The organism is Streptomyces sp. NPDC029216, from assembly GCF_040648015.1.
Lineage (GTDB): Bacteria > Actinomycetota > Actinomycetes > Streptomycetales > Streptomycetaceae > Streptomyces.
Window position 1 is genome coordinate 25,078 of record NZ_JBEZWL010000059.1, and the last position, 18,545, is coordinate 43,622.

Consider the following 18,545-nt stretch of genomic DNA (forward strand, 5'->3'; position numbering starts at 1 on the left):
TGGCGTAACCTCAAAGGCCGGAGCCCGCCGATCTCGGGACCTCGATCCACACCTTGGGGTTGCACAGCAGATGACTGCCATCTCTCTCGGAATGCCGTCCGTGCCGACGAAGCTTGCCGACCGCCGGGTCAGCCGCAAGATCCAGGTCGGTTCCGTGGCCGTCGGAGGCGACGCACCCGTCTCGGTGCAGTCGATGACCACCACCCGGACCTCCGACATCGGCGCCACGCTCCAGCAGATCGCCGAGCTGACCGCCTCCGGCTGCCAGATCGTCCGCGTCGCCTGCCCCACGCAGGACGACGCCGACGCGCTCGCCGTGATCGCCAAGAAGTCGCAGATCCCGGTCATCGCCGACATCCACTTCCAGCCCAAGTACGTGTTCGCCGCGATCGACGCCGGCTGCGCCGCCGTCCGCGTCAACCCGGGCAACATCAAGCAGTTCGACGACAAGGTCAAGGAGATCGCGAAGGCCGCCGGCGACGCGGGCACCCCGATCCGCATCGGCGTCAACGCCGGCTCCCTCGACGCCCGCCTGCTGGCGAAGTACGGCAAGGCCACCCCCGAGGCGCTGGTCGAGTCCGCGCTGTGGGAGGCCTCCCTCTTCGAGGAGCACGGCTTCCGCGACATCAAGATCTCGGTCAAGCACAACGACCCGGTCGTCATGGTCGAGGCCTACCGCCAGCTCGCCGCCCAGTGTGACTACCCGCTGCACCTCGGCGTCACCGAGGCCGGCCCCGCCTTCCAGGGCACCATCAAGTCCGCCGTGGCCTTCGGCGCCCTGCTCTCCCAGGGCATCGGCGACACCATCCGCGTCTCGCTCTCCGCGCCCCCGGCCGAGGAGATCAAGGTCGGCATCCAGATCCTGGAGTCCCTCAACCTCCGCCAGCGCCGCCTGGAGATCGTCTCCTGCCCGTCCTGCGGCCGCGCCCAGGTCGACGTCTACAAGCTGGCCGAGGAGGTCACGGCCGGCCTGGACGGCATGACCGTGCCGCTGCGCGTCGCCGTCATGGGCTGCGTCGTCAACGGCCCCGGCGAGGCCCGCGAGGCCGACCTCGGCGTCGCCTCCGGCAACGGCAAGGGCCAGATCTTCGTCAAGGGCGAGGTCATCAAGACCGTCCCCGAGTCCAAGATCGTGGAGACCCTCATCGAGGAGGCGCTGAAGATCGCCGAGCAGATGGAGAAGGACGGCGTCGCCTCGGGCGAGCCGAGCGTCGCCATCGGCGTCTGAGCTTCCGGCGCACCGCGAGCGCCCACGGCCCCGGCCCCGTACCCCCTCAGCGGGGGAACGGGGCCGGGGCCCTTTTCGTGACCTGCGGGACGCGGCATCCCCTTGCCCCGGCGGGTACAGTGCGGAGATCAGCAGACTTGCACGGTGAGGCCCCAGTGTTGACGCAGACCACCACCCGGGTCCTTGAGCCCAGTGATCTGGACGCCGCGCTCGCCATCCTCGGACGCGAGCCGGTCGAGAACGCCTTCGTCACCTCCCGGGTCCAGGTCGCCGGTCTCGACCCCTGGCGCCTGGGCGGCGAGATGTGGGGCTGGTACTCCGGCGGCGAACTCCGCTCCCTGTGCTACGCCGGCGCCAACCTGGTCCCCGTCTGCGCCGGCCCCGACGCCGTACGCGCCTTCGCCGACCGGGCCCGCCGCACCGGCCGCCGCTGCTCCTCCATCGTCGGCCCCGCCGACGCCACCCGGCTGCTGTGGAAGCTCCTGGAGCCCAGCTGGGGCCCCGCCCGTGACGTCCGGCCCCACCAGCCGCTCATGGTCACCGAGCAGCCGTCCTCCGAGATCGCGCCCGACCCCCTCGTCCGCCGGATCCGCAAGGACGAGATGGACCTGATCATGCCCGCCTGCGTCGCCATGTTCACCGAGGAGGTCGGCATCTCGCCGATGGCCGGGGACGGCGGCCTGCTCTACCAGGCCCGGGTCGCGGAGCTGGTCGGCAGCGGGCGCTCCTTCGCCCGGGTGGAGAACGGCAAGGTCGTCTTCAAGGCCGAGATCGGCGCCGCCACCGCCCGCGCCTGCCAGATCCAGGGCGTGTGGGTGGCCCCCGAGTTCCGCGGCCAGGGGCACTCCGAGACCGGCATGGCGGCCGTCGTGGAGTTCGCGCTGAGGGACGTGGCCCCCGTGGTCAGCCTCTACGTCAACGACTTCAACACCGCCGCGCGCGCGGCCTACCGGCGGGTCGGGTTCCGTGAGGTCGGGGCGTTCATGAGCGTGCTGTTCTGACGGGCGTTGTCCTGAACGACGGGAGGCGGCGGCCGGTTTCGTCCGGGAAGCCGTACCGGAGTGTGCCTACCCCGAAGTAAGGTCGGCCGCATGCTGCCTACTCCCGGAAGCGACGACCCCGCACGGCCCGCCGGACTGAGCATCGGGCACCTCGACCTCGCCGGCCGCGTGGACGAAGCCCTGCGCGTGCAGGCCGTGGCCTTCGGGCTCAGCGAGGAGGAGGTCGGCATCCGGCGCTACATCGTCCAGCGCCACATGACCTGCCGCGGCGCCCGCGCACTCGGCGCGTTCACCGACGACGGCGCCCTCGCCGGCTTCGTGTACGGGATGCCCAACGACCGCAGCCACTGGTGGTCCACGATCGTCGAGCCGTACCTGAAGGCCACCAGCACCGCGCACTGGCTGGACGACTCCTTCGTCATCACCGAGCTGCACGTCCACCCCGGTTTCCAGGGCCGGGGCGTCGGCCGCGCCCTGATCACCCGGATCACCGACAGCGCCGCCGAACCCCGCTCGATCCTCTCCGCCATCGACACCGACAGCCCGGCCCGCCGGCTCTACGGCGCCCTCGGCTACCGGGACCTGGCCCGCAAGGTCCACTTCCCGAGCGCGAGCCTGCCGTACGCCGTCATGGGTGCGCCGTTGCCGCTGCGGAGGGCCTGACACTCCCGCGGCCGGCCCTGAAACCGTTGTCGGTGGGCGTGCGGGCCCCGATAGCCTCGCGGCATGTCAACGCAACACGTGCAGCGCATGTCCCGCCTCATGGCCAAGACGCTCCGCGAGGACCCGGCCGACGCCGAGACCCTCAGCCACAAGCTCCTCGTCCGCGCCGGCTACGTCCGCCGCAGCTCCGCCGGCGTGTGGATCTGGCTGCCGCTCGGCAAGAAGGTCCTGGACGCCGTCTCGCGCATCGTCCGCGAGGAGATGGACGCCATCGGGGCCCAGGAGGTGCTGCTGCCGGCGCTGCTGCCCAAGGAGCCGTACGAGGTCAGCGGCCGCTGGTCGGAGTACGGGGACCTGCTGTTCCGGCTCAAGGACCGCAAGGGCGCGGACTACCTGCTCGGGCCCACCCACGAGGAGATCTTCACCCTCGTGGTGAAGGACCAGTGCACGTCCTACAAGGACCTGCCCGTGATGCTGTACCAGATCCAGACCAAGTACCGCGACGAGGCCCGGCCCCGGTCCGGGGTGCTGCGCGGGCGCGAGTTCCAGATGAAGGACTCGTACTCCTTCGACGTGTCTGAGGAGGGGCTGGCGGAGTCCTACCGGCTCCACCGCGAGGCGTACGTGCGCATCTTCGAGCGGCTCGGCCTCGACCACCGGATCGTGTCGGCCGTGTCGGGCGCGATGGGGGGTTCGGCGTCGGAGGAGTTCCTCGCGCCGGCCGCTGCGGGCGAGGACACGTTCGTGGACTGCCCGTCCTGTGACTACGCGGCGAACACGGAAGCGGTCACGTTCAGGGTGGGGGCCGCACCGGACGCCGCGCGTGAGCACGGCCCGGTGGAGGAGATCCCCACCCCCGATACGCCGACGATCGAGACCCTCGCGGCGCATCTGGGCGTGCCTGCTTCGGCGACCCTGAAGAACCTGCTGGTGAAGGTCGACGGCGTGATCACGGCCGTCGGCGTGCCCGGGGACCGGGAGGTGGACCTGGGCAAGCTCGGGGAGCACCTGGCCCCGGCGGTGGTGGAGCTCGTGACGGCGGAGGACTTCGCGGACCGCCCGGATCTGGTACGCGGCTACGTGGGCCCGCAGGGGCTGGAGAAGGTTCCGTATCTGGCGGACCCGAGGGTGGCGCCGGGTACCGCGTGGGTGACGGGGGCCAACAAGGTCGATACGCACGCCCGGAACGTGGTCTGCGGCCGCGACTTCGAGGTGGACCGGTACCTGGACGTGGTCGTCGTCGAGCCGGGCGACCCCTGCCCCGAGTGCGGGGCGGGGCTGCGGCTGGACCGGGCGATCGAGATCGGACACATCTTCCAGCTGGGGCGGAAGTACGCCGACGCCTTCGGGCTGGACGTGCTCGGGCCCCAGGGCAAGCCGGTCCGGGTCACGATGGGCTCGTACGGCATCGGCGTCTCCCGGGCGGTGGCCGCGCTGGCCGAGCAGACGGCCGACGAGCGCGGGCTGTGCTGGCCGGCGGAGGTGGCCCCGGCGGACGTCCACGTCGTGGCGGCGGGCAAGGCCGTACCGCTGGCGCTGGCCGAGCAGGCGGCGCAGGCCCTGGCGGCCGCGGGGAAGCGGGTCCTGCTGGACGACCGCGCCGGGGTGTCGCCGGGGGTCAAGCTCACGGACGCGGAGCTGATCGGCGTGCCGTGGATCCTGGTGGCGGGGCGCCGGGCGGGAGACGGGGTGGTCGAGCTCCAGGACCGCCGCACGGGGGCGCGGGAGGAGCTTTCGCTGGAGGAGGCGTTGGGGCGGGTGGGGTAGCCGCTGCCCTGCCGGTCGGCCTGTGGTGCGGGTGAGTGGCCCGGGTGGCCCCGGGGCCTTTTTCAGCCTCGTCGGCGTTTGAGGTGCTACGGCGTCGGGGGGTCCGGGGGTGGGCCGGGGAGCGCCGGCTCCTCCGGGGGCGTGAGGGGTTGCGGGGGCGCCGGTTCCGGGTGGGGGGACGGAGGGGTCGGGGCCGCTCGTTCCAGGAAGCGGAGGAGCTCCACCGGGAAGGGGAGGACGAGGGTGGAGTTCTTCTCCGCCGCTACGGCGATCACCGTTTGGAGCAGGCGGAGCTGGAGGGCCGCCGGCTGGTCCGACATGACCGCGGCGGCCTCGGCCAGTTTGTGCGAAGCCTGGAGTTCCGCGTCGGCGTTGATCACGCGGGCGCGGCGCTCCCGGTCCGCTTCCGCCTGGCGGGCCATCGACCGTTTCATGGTCTCCGGGAGGGAGACGTCCTTGATCTCCACCCGGTCGATCTGGACGCCCCAGCCCATCGCCGGGCTGTCGATCATCAGCTCCAGGCCCTGGTTCAGCTTCTCGCGGTTCGAGAGGAGGTCGTCCAGGTCGCTCTTGCCGATGATCGACCGCAGGGAGGTCTGCGCCATCTGGGAGACCGCGAAGCGGTAGTCCTCCACCGCGATGATCGCGCTCGCCGGGTCGACCACCTTGAAGTAGACGACCGCGTCCACCCGCACCGTGACGTTGTCCCGGGTGATGCCCTCCTGCGCCGGGATCGGGAGGGTGACGATCTGGAGGTTCACCTTGTGGAGGCGGTCGGCCACCGGGAGGATCATCGTGAAGCCGGGCGGGCGGATCCCTTCGCGCAGCCGGCCGAAGCGGAGGACGACGCCCCGCTCGTACTGCTTCACCACCCGCGCGGCGGCGCCCAGGTAGACCGCGATACCCGCGGCCGCGGCGATTCCCGCTGTCAGCACTTCCTCGACCATGACGGCCCCCTGGGGGGATGTACGCCCTTTATCAGGGTATGCCCTACAACCAGGCCGCGAACTCCAGCAGCAGCTCCGCGTCCTGGCGGCGCCCGGCGGCCAGCGCGCGGGCCCCGGACTCCACCGCACGGAACACCGTCCAGCCCCGCAGCCGGTCCCGGTCGACTTCGAGGGAGTCGGCGAGCTTGTTCACCCGCCGGCGCGCCCCGGACGCCCCCGCCGACGAGGCCACCTGGTCCTCCAGCCGGTCCCGCACCAGGCGGGCCAGGTCGTACGCCCGCTCGCCGACCAGCGGGTCCGGGCCCACCGTCAGCCACGGGGCGCGTTCGGCCGCCAGGACCTTGCCCTGCCGGAAGTTCCCGTGCAGGAGCAGGTCTTCCGTGGGCGCCGCCGTCAGTTCCGCGTGGAGGGCGAGGGCCGTGTCCGCGAGGGTGCGCAGCTCCGGCGGCGCCGCGCGGAGGGCGGTCGCCTGCGCCGTCGTGCGCTCGGTGACCGTCTCGAAGTCGTGGCCGGCCGGGGGGCGGACCCAGAGGCGGCGCAGGGTGCCGCACGCCTCCAGGAGGGCCTTCGGCTCCGGGAGCGAGCGCAACGAGACCTCGGCGTGCAGGCGTTCCAGCAGCAGTGCCCCGTCGTCCTCGTGGTGGCGCGAGTCGAGGACCCGGACCGCCCCGAAACCGCCCCAGTGCGCGAGTGCGGCCAGCTCCCGGTCGGGCCGGGCCACCGGGGGCGCCAGCTTCAGGGCGGCCGGGGTGCCGTCGGCGTAGCGGACCAGGATCACCAGGCTGCTGCGGCCGCCCGGGGCCAGGACCCGCTGGGCCACTACGTCCCGCCGCTCCAGCGCCTCCTTGGCGAGCTCGGGCAGCCGCTCCAGCCACTGCGTGTCCTGCGCTGTCCGCGGCAGCTCGCCGAGCGCCCGTACGAGCCGCTGCGGCGGTTCGAAAGCCATGCGTGCGTGGTCCCTTTCAGCTGGTGCGGGCCCCCTGCGAGCGTTCGGTGAGCCCAGGGAAGGCTACGCCGACACCGCGCCAGCGTGCCGCGCGCACGGCCGCCGCGCTCAGCGCGTCGGCCGCGTCGCGGCGCAACTGGCCGTCAGCCGCCCGGACGAGGTCGGAGTACGCCCCCGCCACCCGGTCCTCGATGTCGGCGGCCAGCCGCTCGGCGTCGTCCGGGGAGCGGACCTCGAACGGCAGGCTGTACGCCGCCTCGGAGGGCCGGGGCGCTCCGCCCAGCTCCCGTACGGTCCGGGTGAGCCGGTCGCGGCGGGAGAGGTGGTGGCCGTACGCCTCCCGGGCCTCGGTCGCCCGGGCCGGGTCGATCCGGGCGCCGACGACCCCGTACCCGTACGCCGCCGCGTGCTCGGCGGCCAGCGCCGCCTGGGCGGCCTCCAGGGCGCGCCCGCCGGGGGAGGGGGAGGGCTTCACTGCGGGGTTCACGAGGCGGCTCCCGGGGTCGAGGTCAGCAGGTAGGCGTGGACGGCCCCGCAGGCCGCCACCGAGGCGAGCATCCGGGCCAGCTCCCCGGGGGCGCCGGCCAGGGCGATGGTCCGGGCCTCCGACAGGCTGCGCTCGGCGTCCGCGAGGGCGCTCAGGGCCTCGGCGGGCTTCGCCGGGACCTCCGCCCGCCCGGACGCCGGCGCGCTGGGGGAGGGGGAGGCGGACGGGGAGGCCGCCCGGGAGGGCTTCGGATCGGCCTTCGGGGCCGTGAAGGCGAGGGCCTTGACGTGCGCCGCCACGGCCTCCCGCAGCGGGGCGAGCCGCTCGGACAGGTCGGGGTGGACGGCGGTGGTGGCGTCGTAACGTTCCAGCAGCCGCTCGCTGTCACGGACGGCGCCGTCACGCATCCGCCGTTCGAGTGGAATCCCGCTGTCGGCGCCGGCCGGGTCACCCCCGCCGGAACACCCGCTGACCAGCGCGGACCCGGCCGCCGCGGCGGCGGCTCCGGCGAGCACGTTCCTGCGTGAGGGCGAGGGCCTCGAAGGCAAGGTCCAGGGCACGATGACGTCCTCGGGGTGATGGCGGGGCAAGGTGTGATCACGGTACCCGGGGGTCCGCCCGGCGGCGCGGACGGCAACACCCTCCGCGACCGGATACCCTTTGACCTGACACGCGACGGAAAACCACAACAGCACACGCGGCCGAGGAGTCACCCGGATGAGCACCACCCAGAGCGACAGGCTGCGCGGACTGCTGGAGCCGCTCGTCGCCGCCAAGGGCCTGGACCTCGAAGAGATCGAGCTTTCCAAGGCCGGCAGGCGCCGGATGCTGCGGATCGTCGTGGATTCCGACGAGGGCGTGGAGCTGGACGCGTGCGCCGAGCTGAGCCGTGAGGTCTCCGACAAGCTCGACGAGTCCGACGTGATGGGCGAGGACGAGTACGTCCTCGAAGTCAGCTCCCCGGGCGCGGACCGCCCCCTCAGCGAGCGCCGTCACTACGTTCGGGCCACCGGCCGTCTCGTGAAGTTCCAGCTCGTCGAGGGCGGGGAGCTGATCGCCCGCATCCTCGGCGTCGACGACGAGGGCATGGACCTCGAAGTTCCGGGCGTGAAGGGCCGCAAGGCGACCGCCCGCCGCATCACGTTCACCGACATCGCCAAGGCGCGTGTCGAGATCGAGTTCAACCGCAAGGACAAGAAGGAAGAGGAGGCGTAGCCGTGGACATCGACATGAGTGCCCTGCGGGGTCTGGTCCGGGAGAAGGAGATCTCCTTCGACCTGCTCGTCGAGGCGATCGAGTCGGCCCTCCTCATCGCGTACCACCGCACCGAGGGCAGCTTCCGCCGCGCCCGGGTGGTGCTGGACCGTACCAACGGCCACGTGGTCGTGTGGGCGACCGAGGACCCGCGCGATCTTGAGGAGGGGCAGGAGCCCAAGGAGTTCGACGACACCCCGTCGGACTTCGGCCGGATCGCCGCGACGACCGCCAAGCAGGTGATCCTCCAGCGTCTGCGCGACGCCGAGGACGACCTGACCTTCGGCGAGTTCGCCGGCCGTGAGGGCGACGTCATCACCGGCGTCGTCCAGCAGGGCAAGGACCCCAAGAACGTCCTGGTCGACATCGGCAAGCTGGAGGCCATCCTGCCGGTGCAGGAGCAGGTCCCCGGTGAGGAGTACCCGCACGGGCTCCGCCTGAAGGCGTACGTCGTGCGCGTCGCGAAGGGTGTCCGCGGTCCGTCCGTGACCCTGTCGCGGACCCACCCGAACCTGGTGAAGAAGCTCTTCGCCCTGGAGGTCCCGGAGATCGCCGACGGCAGCGTCGAGATCTCCGCGATCGCCCGCGAGGCCGGCCACCGCACCAAGATCGCCGTCCGGTCCACCCGTTCGGGTCTGAACCCGAAGGGCGCCTGCATCGGCCCGATGGGCAGCCGCGTGCGCAACGTGATGGCCGAACTGCACGGCGAGAAGATCGACATCGTCGACTGGTCGGACGACCCGGCGGAGATGGTCGCGAACGCCCTGTCACCCGCCCGGGTGAGCAAGGTCGAGGTCGTCGACTGGGACTCCCGCTCCGCACGGGTGACCGTCCCCGACTACCAGCTGTCGCTGGCCATCGGCAAGGAGGGCCAGAACGCCCGCCTCGCCGCGCGGCTCACCGGCTGGCGCATCGACATCCGGCCCGACACCGAGCCGGCGCCCGACGCGGACGCCGACCGGGACTGACCGGGACTGACCGGAAACGGCGGCCGGCGGGAATAAATCACTACCGGACGACCGTTTTCGGCCGGTAGACAGGGGTCCTCGTACGTGAGGACCCCTCGTGGATCACAACGACATCCGTTCGATTTTTCACCTGAAGGGGTGAGGTCGGTGCGGGGAGGTAGACTTAGGCGTGTCTGGCCGGACGCAAGCCCGCGCATGCCCCGAACGCACCTGTGTGGGGTGCCGGGAGCGAGCGGCCAAGAACGATCTGCTGCGCATCGTGGCGATCGGGGACGAATGTGTCCCTGATCCTCGCGGTACGCTGCCCGGCCGGGGTGCGTACGTGCACCCTGCCGTGGTCTGCCTCGACCAGGCGGTCCGCCGCCGGGCGTTCCCCCGGGCCCTCCGGTCCGCAGGACCGCTCGACACGGAGGGACTGCGCAATGCCCTGGCCGTCCAGGCCGTGGCGACACCGTAAGAAGAAGCACGGCACGGATGCCCCGTGCGGTCAGGTACCTCGCGAGTTGGAAGTAGGTCGAGATTGCGATGAGCACTCGATGAGTACGCGATGAGTACGCCCATGAAGTAGCGACGGTCCGGCGTAACCCGGACCTAAAAGGAGCGAAGTGGCTAAGGTCCGGGTATACGAACTCGCCAAGGAGTTCGGGGTTGAGAGCAAGGTCGTCATGGCCAAGCTCCAAGAACTCGGTGAATTCGTCCGTTCGGCGTCCTCGACGATCGAGGCGCCGGTTGTACGCAAGTTGACTGACGCACTGCAGGGGCCCGGCGGCAACGCCGGCAAGTCCGCTGCAAAGCCCGGCGCGCCCCGCAAGGCCGCGCCCGCCAAGCCCGCGGCGCCCTCCCCGGCGTCCGCGGCACGTCCTGCCCCGAAGCCCGGCGCACCGGCCCCCAAGCCGGCCGCAGCCGAGGCCCCGGCGGCCCCCGCCCCGGTGACTCCGGCCGCTCCCGGCCCGCGTCCCGGTCCCAAGGCTCCGGCCGCCCCGAAGCCCGCTCCGGCGGCTCCCGTGGCGACCGAGTTCTCCGCGCCCCCGGCGGCTCCCGCCGCTCCGGCGCGTCCCGCCGCGTCCCCCGGCCCCCGTCCGGCGCAGCAGCGTCCGGCCGGCCCGGGTCAGGGCGGTGCCCGTCCCGGCGCCCCGCGTCCGGCCGGCTCCGCCCCCGGTGCCCAGGCCCCGCGCCCGGGTGCTCCGGCTCCGCGTCCCCAGGGCGCCCGTCCGGCCGGTCCCCGTCCGGGCAACAACCCGTTCACGTCCGGCGGCTCCACCGGCATGGCGCGCCCGCAGGCGCCCCGTCCGGCCGGCGCCCCGCGTCCCGGTGCCCCCGGCGCCGGCGGCCAGGGTGCCCCGCGTCCGCAGGGCGGCCCCGGCGGCGCCCCGCGTCCGCAGGGTCCCGGCGGCGCCCGTCCCACCCCGGGCGGCATGCCCCGTCCGCAGGGCGGCGCTCCGCGTCCGGGTGGTGCTCCCGGTGGTAACCGTCCGAACCCCGGCATGATGCCGCAGCGTCCCGCTGCCGGCGGTCCCGGCCCCCGTCCCGGCGGCGGCCCCCGTCCCGGTCCGGGTGGCGCAGGCCGTCCGGGTGGTCCCGGTCGTCCCGGCGGCGGCGGCTTCGCCGGCCGTCCGGCCGGTCCGGGCTCGCGTCCGGCCGGTGGCGGCTTCGGCGGCCCGCGTCCGGGTGGCGGCGGCTTCGGCGGCGGCCCGGCCGGTGCCGGTGGCGGCGGTCGTCCCGGCTTCGGCGGGCGTCCCGGTGGTCCCGGTGCCCGTGGTGGCACGCAGGGTGCCTTCGGCCGTCCCGGCGGTCCGGCCCGTCGTGGTCGCAAGTCGAAGCGTCAGAGGCGCCAGGAGTACGAGGCCATGCAGGCCCCGTCCGTGGGCGGCGTGATGCTGCCCCGCGGCAACGGCGAGACCGTTCGCCTGTCGCGCGGTGCGTCCCTCACCGACTTCGCGGAGAAGATCAACGCCAACCCGGCGTCGCTGGTCGCGGTCATGATGAACCTCGGCGAGATGGTCACTGCCACGCAGTCCGTCTCCGACGAGACCCTCCAGCTCCTCGCGGGCGAGATGAACTACACCGTTCAGATCGTCAGCCCGGAGGAGGAGGACCGCGAGCTCCTCGAGGGCTTCGACATCGAGTTCGGCGAGGACGAGGGCGGCGAGGAGTTCCTGCTGCCGCGTCCGCCGGTCGTGACCGTCATGGGTCACGTCGACCACGGTAAGACCCGCCTGCTCGACGCCATCCGCAAGACGAACGTCGTCGCGGGCGAGGCCGGTGGCATCACCCAGCACATCGGTGCCTACCAGGTCTCCACCGAGGTCAACGAAGAAGAGCGTCGCATCACCTTCATCGACACCCCGGGTCACGAGGCGTTCACCGCCATGCGTGCCCGTGGTGCGAAGTCGACCGACATCGCGATCCTCGTGGTCGCGGCCAACGACGGCGTCATGCCGCAGACGATCGAGGCGCTCAACCACGCCAAGGCCGCCGGCGTCCCGATCGTCGTCGCGGTCAACAAGATCGACGTCGAGGGTGCCGACCCGGTCAAGGTCCGCGGTCAGCTGACCGAGTTCGGTCTGGTGGCCGAGGAGTACGGCGGCGACACGATGTTCGTCGACATCTCCGCCAAGCAGGGTCTGCACATCGACTCCCTGCTGGAGGCCGTCGTCCTCACCGCCGACGCCTCCCTCGACCTGCGCGCCAACCCGGAGCAGGACGCTCAGGGTATTGCGATCGAGTCCCACCTCGACCGTGGCCGCGGTGCCGTCGCCACCGTCCTCGTCCAGCGCGGTACCCTCCGCGTCGGCGACACGATGGTCGTGGGCGACGCCTACGGCCGCGTGCGCGCCATGCTCGACGACAAGGGCAACAACGTCGAGGAAGCGGGTCCGTCGACCCCCGTCCTGGTCCTGGGTCTCACCAACGTCCCCGGCGCCGGCGACAACTTCCTCGTCGTCGACGAGGACCGCACGGCCCGCCAGATCGCCGAGAAGCGTGCTGCGCGTGAGCGCAATGCCAACTTCGCCAAGCGCGTCCGTCGCGTGTCCCTCGAGGACCTCGACTCCGTGCTCAAGGCCGGTCTGGTCCAGGAACTCAACCTCATCATCAAGGGCGACGCGTCCGGTGCGGTCGAGGCCCTGGAGTCCTCGCTGCTCCAGCTCGACGTCGGTGAAGAGGTCGACATCCGCGTCCTGCACCGCGGTGTGGGTGCGGTCACCGAGTCCGACATCTCGCTGGCGATGGGCTCCGACGCCATCGTCATCGGTTACAACGTCCGTGCGGCCGGCCGTGCCGCGCAGATGGCGGACCGCGAGGGCGTCGACGTCCGGTACTACTCGGTGATCTACCAGGCCATCGAGGAGATCGAGGCGGCCCTCAAGGGTCTCCTCAAGCCGGAGTACGAAGAGGTCGAGCTCGGTACGGCGGAGATCCGCGAGATCTTCCGCTCGTCCAAGCTGGGCAACATCGCCGGTGTCCTGGTCCGCTCGGGCGAGGTCAAGCGCAACACCAAGGCGCGGCTCCTGCGCGATGGCAAGGTCATCGCCGAGAACCTCACCATCTCTGGTCTGCGCCGCTTCAAGGACGACGTCACCGAGATCCGCGAAGGCTTCGAGGGCGGTATCAACCTCGGCTCCTTCAACGACATCAAGATCGACGACGTCATCGCGACGTACGAGATGCGCGAGAAGCCCCGCGCGTAAGCGCGAGGCGGTTCGCACCGTGTCGTAACACCGGGGCCGGTCGGCGGAATATCCGTCGATCGGCCCCGGCCGTTGCGTGTACGGTTCTGGTGACCCTGCCGAGCGACGGCCGGCAGGCCACCGAACCCGCACCGGCGGGATATCCGGAACTGCATGTACGTGGGGACTCTGTCCTTCGATCTGCTCCTCGGCGACGTTCATTCGTTGAAGGAGAAACGCTCCGTCGTCCGGCCCATCGTCGCCGAGCTCCAGCGCAAGTTCGCCGTGAGCGCGGCCGAGGTGGGAGACCAGGACCTGCACCGCAGGGCCCGTATAGGGGTGGCCCTGGTGAGCGGTGACGCGGGGTTCGTGTCGGACGTACTGGACCGCTGCGAGCGGCTGGTCGCGGCGCGTCCGGAAGTGGAGCTGCTGTCCGTGAGACGGCGGTTCCACGGTGATGAAGACTGATTGCTTGTCTGCAAGGAAGAAGGAGACGGACCAGTGGCCGACAATGCGCGGGCGAAGAAGCTGGCGGACCTCATCCGGGAGGTGGTGGCGCAGAAGCTGCAGCGTGGAGTCAAGGACCCCCGCCTCGGTACGCACGTGACCATCACGGACACCCGGGTCACCGGCGACCTGCGGGAGGCCACGGTCTTCTACACGGTCTACGGCGACGACGAGGACCGGGCCAGCGCGGCAGCGGGCCTGGAGAGCGCCAAGGGCGTACTGCGCTCCGCGGTCGGCCGGGCGGCGGGAACCAAGTTCACGCCCACCCTGACCTTCGTCGCGGACGCCCTCCCGGAGAACGCCAAGACCATCGAGGACCTCCTCGAGAAGGCGCGGACCTCCGACGCCCAGGTGCGCGAGGTCTCCTCCGGCGCCCAGTACGCCGGTGACGCCGACCCGTACAAGAAGCCCGATGAGGACTCCGACGACGCCGAGGACGCAGCCGCGGAATGAGCACCAACGCAGGGAAGACTCCGGACGGCCTTGTCATCGTCGACAAGCCGTCCGGCTTCACTTCGCACGACGTGGTCGCCAAGATGCGCGGGATCGCCAAGACCCGCCGCGTCGGCCACGCCGGCACCCTCGACCCCATGGCGACGGGCGTCCTCGTCCTCGGCGTCGAGAAGGCCACCAAGCTCCTCGGCCACCTCGCGCTGACGGAGAAGGAGTACCTCGGGACGATCCGCCTCGGGCAGTACACCCTCACGGACGACGCCGAGGGCGAGATCACCGCGTCCGCGGACGCCTCCGGGGTCACCCGGGAAGCCGTGGACGCGGGGATCGCCAAGCTGACCGGCGACATCATGCAGGTCCCGTCCAAGGTCAGCGCCATCAAGATCAAGGGCGTGCGCTCCTACAAGCGTGCCCGCGACGGCGAGGACTTCGAGATCCCGGCCCGGCCGGTGACCGTCTCGTCGTTCCAGGTGTACGACATGCGGGAGGCGGAGGCCGAGGACGGCACCAAGGTCGTCGACCTGGTCGTCTCCGTCGTCTGCTCCAGCGGTACCTACATCCGCGCCCTCGCCCGTGACCTGGGCGCCGACCTGGGCGTCGGCGGCCACCTCACGGCGCTGCGGCGCACGCGGGTGGGCCCCTACAAGCTCGACAAGGCGCGCACCCTCGACCAGCTCCAGGAGGAGCTGACCGTCATGCCCATCGGCGAGGCGGCCGCGGCCGCGTTCGCGCGCTGGGACCTGGACGCGCGGCGGGCCTCGCTGCTCGCCAACGGCGTCCGGATCGAGATGCCGGACGAGTTCCAGGACGGCCGGACCGTGGCCGTCTACGGCCCGCAGGGCCAGCTGCTCGGGCTCGTCGAGAGCAAGGGCGGCAAGGCGAAGTCCCTCGCGGTCTTCGTCTGACCGCCGGGTCCTCGTCTGACCCCCGGTCCGCTCCTTTGACGTGGAGCGGTGAGCGCACACGGACTGCCGCTCACCGCTCCACGACCCCCCTCGGGTAGGTCTCTATCCACCCGGAGCCCCTGATTCACCCTTCCGAGCAGGCGCTCGGAGTGAATGGAGGGAGCGTAAGGGGGCGCTTTCGGCCGCACGCTTTTCGTCCCGATCTTCACTTGCCTACCGTCATGACCACGGGTCCCGTGGCGGGGGAGTGGTGCGGCGTTGACGGACGAGGTCACAGATGGTGCGAGGGGCGCGGCGGCGGACCCCTGGGGAGCCGCGGAACTCGTGACGATCCGCGATCCGGCCGGACGGCCCCGCGGCAGCGGCTTCGTGGCCGACGACCGGGGGACGGTGGTGACCAGCCACGAGGCCGTCGACGGTCTGGAACGGATCACCCTGCACGCCCCCGGGGGGCGGACCTGGCGGGCCGAGGCCTGCGAGGTGACCGCCCTGCCGGAACTCGGACTGGCCCTGGTGCCCAGCGACGGGCTGGGGACGCGACCGCTGCCGGTGGCCGTGCGCGCGACCGTTTCCGCGGGGACGTACGTGCGCATCCCCGCGCGGGGCTGGCGCCAGGCGCGGGTGCTCGGGGCGGGGGCGGAGGTCGCCTACACCGCGGCCGGCCGCCGGCGGGTGCTGCCCGCCACCGTGGAGCTGGCGATCGGCACGGACGGCCGGGACGCCCTCCGGCTCGGCGGCGAGGCCTGCGGCGGGCCGGTCCTCGACGCGGCGACCGGAGCGGTGCTCGCGGTCGTGGGCACCGCTCTCGCTGCGGAGCGGCGCTCCGGCAGCTTCGCCGTGCCGCTGCGCGCGGCCGCGGCCACCGCACCCGGCGGCCCCCTCGCCGCCCTGCTGGAACGCAACGCCGCCACCGTCCCGGGATACGGCGCCGAACTCAACCTGGCGGGCGTGCTGCAGCTCACCGCCACCACCGTCGGCTCCGCCGTCCCCGTCCCCCCGGCCGCCGGCGCCGCTCCCCGGCCGGAGCCCGTGGAACGCCCCCGGATCGCCGCCGGGCTGGCCGCCTTCACCGCCGGGCAGGACCTCGTCCTCGGCCTCGTCGGAGACCCCGGCACCGGCCGCACCACCGCCCTCGCCACCCTGACCGCCGCCCGCGCCCGCGGCCCCCGCCCGGCGCCCACGCTCTGGCTCCGCGGCGCCGACCTGCGGGCCGACGACACGTCCTTGGCCGACGCGGTGACCCGGTCACTGAGGGAAGCGGGCCGCATCGCCACGGGGGTTTACGGCGAGGTGGGTGTGGGGTGGGCGGGGGCGTCTGCCGGCGGGGGTGTGGAGGGTGCGGGGCGGGCCGGGGCGGCGGCTGGGGACGCCGAGGGCGTGGGATGGGCGGGCGCCGCTGAGGGGAGCGCGACGGGTATCAGGTGGTCGGGGTCGGCCGGCGGGAACTCGGGGCGCGTGGGGTGGGCGGGCGCCGCTGACGGAAGCACGGCGGGCATGAGGTGGTCGGGGCCGTCTGCCAGCGGGGACGCCGAGGGCGTGGGCCGGGCGGGGTCGGTCGGCGGCGGGAACGCGGAAGGTGCAGGCCGGGCGGGGGGCGCTGACGGGCACGCCGGGGGCGTGGGTTCGGTGGGCGCTGCTGACGGGAGGGCAGCGGGTATGGGGCGGGCCCGGGCCGTTGCCGGGGGGACGGCTGAGGGTCCGGCTGGGGCGGAGCCGGCCGTTCGCGGGGTGGCAGAGGGCTCGGTGTGGGCTGGGGGTGCCCCCGACGGGGCGGCAGAGGGTGTGGCGGGGGCCCGGGCTGCCGCCGACGGGGTGGGAAGGAGTGTGGCGCAGGCAGGGGCTGCCGGGGAGACGGCGGGGGTGGCCGTCGACGGGGTGCCCGGGGACGCGGCGTGGGCCGGCGCTGTCGCCGACGGGGCGGCGGGCGGCGCGCCGGGGACCCGGGCCGCCGCCAGGGGCACGACAGGGGGTACGGCGGGGGCGGCCGCCGGAGGGGCGGGGGAGGGACCGGCGGAGCGGGTGGCCCGGATTGCGGGCGCCGCCGGGCGGGCCCTGCTGGTGGTGCTGGACACCCCCGAGGAGATGCCGCCCGCCCTGGCGCACCGCCTCGCGCAGTGGACCGTTGCCACCGCCGCGTGGCTGTGCGGTACCGGGGCACGGCTCGTGGTCGCCGCCCGGCCCGAGTACTGGGAGCGGGCCGGCGCCCTGTACCCGCCGGAGCTGCTGCACACCCCCGACCGCCCCGCCCGGCGGCTGCCGCCCGCGCTGCCCGTCGGGGACCTGACCCCGGCGGAGGCGCAGACGGCCCGGGCCCGCCTGGGCATCCCGGCGGACGCGGTACGGGACGCCGACGCGCGCCACCCCCTCACCCTGAGCCTGCTCGCGGGCATCCGCGCCGCCGGGGTCACGGAGGGCCGCCCGGACCGTGACGAGGTCTTCGCGGCCCACCTGGACCTGCTGGCCCTCCGCGTGGCCCTCCGCATCGCAGCCGCCCCCCACTCCACCGCCCCCCACTCCACCGCCCCCGACTGCCGGCCGGACGCCACCGCCGGGCCCTCGGCCACGGGGGACCCGGCGGGCCCCCGGACGGGAACTCCCGCTTCCGGGAGTGCTCCCGGCGGGGCCTGGACCGCCGAGGGCTGGGCGGGCGGCTCCTGGACCCCGGAGCCCTCCACGGGAGAATCCGCCCGGGACCGTGTCCCGGCTGCCGGCGGCCCACCGTACGAGGGGCGCCCGGAGGCGGAGACCCGCGTGGGCGGTCGCCCGCCCGGCGCAGCCGCCCAGGCCGGGAGTCGCCCTGCCGACCCCGCCCCGGGCCGCAACGGCCGTGGCTGGGCCCCGGAGCCCGGTGACTGGTCGGCGGACGGCCGTTGGACGCCGGGTACGCGGAGGGACGGGGGTCCGTCCGGCGGGCCCGGTGCGGGCAGGCGGGCGGAGCCTGGCGGTCCGTGGGCGGAGGGGCCTTGGGTGCCGGGTGCGCGGAGGGACGGAGGGCCGTTCGGCGGGCCCGTTATGGGCGGGTGCCCGGAGTCCGATGGCCGGTCGGCGGAAGGCCGACGGGTGCCGGGTACACGGAGGGACGGGGGTCCGCTCGGCGGGCCGGATGCGGGCAGGCGGGCGGAGCCCGGTGGCCCGTCGGCGCAGGGGCCTTGGGTACCGGGGGCACGGACGGGCGAGGGGCTGTCCGGCGGGCCTGGTGAGGGCGGGCGCGCGGAGCCCGGTGGTCCGTGGGCGGAGGGGTATGGGGCGCCGACGGGTGGGGGTTCGTCCGGTGGGCCCGGCGCAGGCAGGTGCGCGGAGTCCGATCGTCTGGGGGTGGAGGGGCCGTGGGTGCCGGGTGCGCCGGGGGATGAGGAGCTGTCCGGGAGGCTCGGTGTGGGCGGGCGTGCGGAGTCCGGTGGTGTGTGGGTGGAGGGGCGTTGGGTGTCGGGTGTGCCGGGGGATGGGGGTTCCTCCGGTGCGGGCAGGCGGGCGGAGCCCGGTGGTCCGTGGGTGGAGGGGCCTTGGGTGCCGGGGGCGCGGCGGGATGGGTGTTCCGGCGGGCCTGATGCGGGCGGGAGCGCCGAGTCCGGTGGTCTGGGGGCGGAAGGGCGTTGGGTGCCGGGTGCCCGCCGGGAGCAGGTGCCGCCTGACGGGACCGGCACGGGCAGGTACGATCGACCCGCGGGACGTGGGCATCGCCACCGTCGACATCTCCGCCCTGCGCGGCGGCGACCCCTCGTACAACGCCGACGTGGCCCGCCGCCTGCTG

The 18,545-nt window shown here is 73.4% G+C and carries 15 protein-coding genes and 1 pseudogene; 12 read left to right on the forward strand and 4 right to left on the reverse strand.

Annotation, left to right across the window (positions count from 1 at the left end; genetic code table 11):
• The first annotated feature begins 70 nt into the window (after positions 1-70).
• The 4 genes from ispG (at position 71) to AB0F18_RS21495 (ending at position 4,659) form a co-directional block, all read left to right on the forward strand.
• Complete coding sequence (gene ispG / locus AB0F18_RS21480) at positions 71-1,228, forward strand: flavodoxin-dependent (E)-4-hydroxy-3-methylbut-2-enyl-diphosphate synthase (protein WP_362063000.1); 1,158 nt, start codon at positions 71-73, stop codon at positions 1,226-1,228.
• A 155-nt stretch (positions 1,229-1,383) separates the two neighbouring features.
• Complete coding sequence (locus tag AB0F18_RS21485; RefSeq protein ID WP_362063002.1) at positions 1,384-2,229, forward strand: GNAT family N-acetyltransferase; 846 nt, start codon at positions 1,384-1,386, stop codon at positions 2,227-2,229.
• Positions 2,230-2,319: 90 nt separating this feature from the next.
• A complete protein-coding gene (locus AB0F18_RS21490; protein WP_362063004.1) occupies positions 2,320-2,892 on the forward strand; it encodes a GNAT family N-acetyltransferase in 573 nt (190 codons plus the stop codon).
• A gap of 63 nt (positions 2,893-2,955) precedes the next feature.
• On the forward strand, positions 2,956-4,659 hold the full coding sequence (locus tag AB0F18_RS21495; RefSeq protein ID WP_362063006.1) for a proline--tRNA ligase: 1,704 nt from the start codon (positions 2,956-2,958) through the stop codon (positions 4,657-4,659).
• An 86-nt stretch (positions 4,660-4,745) separates the two neighbouring features.
• Here AB0F18_RS21495 and AB0F18_RS21500 read toward each other — a convergent pair whose 3' ends face one another.
• The 4 genes from AB0F18_RS21500 to AB0F18_RS21515 are packed head-to-tail and all read right to left on the reverse strand — an operon-like array spanning position 4,746 to position 7,554.
• Positions 4,746-5,606: a slipin family protein gene (locus tag AB0F18_RS21500; protein ID WP_362063008.1), complete on the reverse strand. Its 861-nt coding sequence runs from the start codon at positions 5,604-5,606 to the stop codon at positions 4,746-4,748.
• Between the two features lie 43 nt (positions 5,607-5,649).
• The gene (locus tag AB0F18_RS21505) at positions 5,650-6,552 is read right to left on the reverse strand and encodes an aminoglycoside phosphotransferase family protein (protein ID WP_362063010.1); all 903 of its coding nucleotides are present in this window, start codon (positions 6,550-6,552) and stop codon (positions 5,650-5,652) included.
• Positions 6,553-6,568: 16 nt separating this feature from the next.
• Positions 6,569-7,039, reverse strand: coding sequence for a ferritin-like domain-containing protein (locus AB0F18_RS21510; protein ID WP_362063012.1), 471 nt, complete (start codon positions 7,037-7,039; stop codon positions 6,569-6,571).
• Positions 7,036-7,554 (reverse strand): hypothetical protein, encoded by a 519-nt coding sequence (locus tag AB0F18_RS21515; protein ID WP_362063014.1) that lies wholly within the window; start codon positions 7,552-7,554, stop codon positions 7,036-7,038. The genes AB0F18_RS21510 and AB0F18_RS21515 overlap by 4 nt, the downstream gene beginning before the upstream one ends.
• Before the next feature lie 202 nt (positions 7,555-7,756).
• Between AB0F18_RS21515 and rimP the strand changes: the two genes are divergently transcribed.
• From rimP to AB0F18_RS21555, 8 genes and pseudogenes are all read left to right on the forward strand, one after another.
• A complete protein-coding gene (gene rimP / locus AB0F18_RS21520; protein WP_362063016.1) occupies positions 7,757-8,254 on the forward strand; it encodes a ribosome maturation factor RimP in 498 nt (165 codons plus the stop codon).
• A 2-nt stretch (positions 8,255-8,256) separates the two neighbouring features.
• A complete protein-coding gene (nusA, locus tag AB0F18_RS21525; protein ID WP_362063018.1) occupies positions 8,257-9,261 on the forward strand; it encodes a transcription termination factor NusA in 1,005 nt (334 codons plus the stop codon).
• A gap of 169 nt (positions 9,262-9,430) precedes the next feature.
• On the forward strand, positions 9,431-9,718 hold the full coding sequence (locus AB0F18_RS21530) for a YlxR family protein (protein WP_362063020.1): 288 nt from the start codon (positions 9,431-9,433) through the stop codon (positions 9,716-9,718).
• A gap of 148 nt (positions 9,719-9,866) precedes the next feature.
• Positions 9,867-12,950, forward strand: a complete 3,084-nt coding sequence (gene infB / locus AB0F18_RS21535) for a translation initiation factor IF-2 (RefSeq protein ID WP_362063022.1) — start codon at positions 9,867-9,869, stop codon at positions 12,948-12,950.
• Positions 12,951-13,103: 153 nt separating this feature from the next.
• The gene (locus AB0F18_RS21540) at positions 13,104-13,397 is read left to right on the forward strand and encodes a DUF503 domain-containing protein (RefSeq protein WP_079430054.1); all 294 of its coding nucleotides are present in this window, start codon (positions 13,104-13,106) and stop codon (positions 13,395-13,397) included.
• A gap of 33 nt (positions 13,398-13,430) precedes the next feature.
• Positions 13,431-13,889, forward strand: a complete 459-nt coding sequence (gene rbfA / locus AB0F18_RS21545) for a 30S ribosome-binding factor RbfA (RefSeq protein ID WP_362063024.1) — start codon at positions 13,431-13,433, stop codon at positions 13,887-13,889.
• On the forward strand, positions 13,886-14,794 hold the full coding sequence (gene truB / locus AB0F18_RS21550; RefSeq protein WP_362063026.1) for a tRNA pseudouridine(55) synthase TruB: 909 nt from the start codon (positions 13,886-13,888) through the stop codon (positions 14,792-14,794). Before rbfA ends, truB begins: the two co-directional genes overlap by 4 nt.
• Before the next feature lie 324 nt (positions 14,795-15,118).
• Positions 15,119-18,545 (forward strand): annotated as a pseudogene (locus AB0F18_RS21555) (hypothetical protein); the annotation flags it as partial.

What these genes read in the sequence shown, in the direction of transcription:
- AB0F18_RS21540 (WP_079430054.1), top strand. Translation starts at nt 13,104, where the DNA reads ATGTACGTGGGGACTCTGTCCTTCGATCTGCTCCTCGGCGACGTTCAT.
- rimP (WP_362063016.1), top strand. Translation starts at nt 7,757, where the DNA reads ATGAGCACCACCCAGAGCGACAGGCTGCGCGGACTGCTGGAGCCGCTC.
- ispG (WP_362063000.1), top strand. Translation starts at nt 71, where the DNA reads ATGACTGCCATCTCTCTCGGAATGCCGTCCGTGCCGACGAAGCTTGCC.
- truB (WP_362063026.1), top strand. Translation starts at nt 13,886, where the DNA reads ATGAGCACCAACGCAGGGAAGACTCCGGACGGCCTTGTCATCGTCGAC.
- AB0F18_RS21490 (WP_362063004.1), top strand. Translation starts at nt 2,320, where the DNA reads ATGCTGCCTACTCCCGGAAGCGACGACCCCGCACGGCCCGCCGGACTG.
- AB0F18_RS21505 (WP_362063010.1), bottom strand. Translation starts at nt 6,552, where the DNA reads ATGGCTTTCGAACCGCCGCAGCGGCTCGTACGGGCGCTCGGCGAGCTG.
- AB0F18_RS21500 (WP_362063008.1), bottom strand. Translation starts at nt 5,606, where the DNA reads ATGGTCGAGGAAGTGCTGACAGCGGGAATCGCCGCGGCCGCGGGTATC.
- AB0F18_RS21495 (WP_362063006.1), top strand. Translation starts at nt 2,956, where the DNA reads ATGTCAACGCAACACGTGCAGCGCATGTCCCGCCTCATGGCCAAGACG.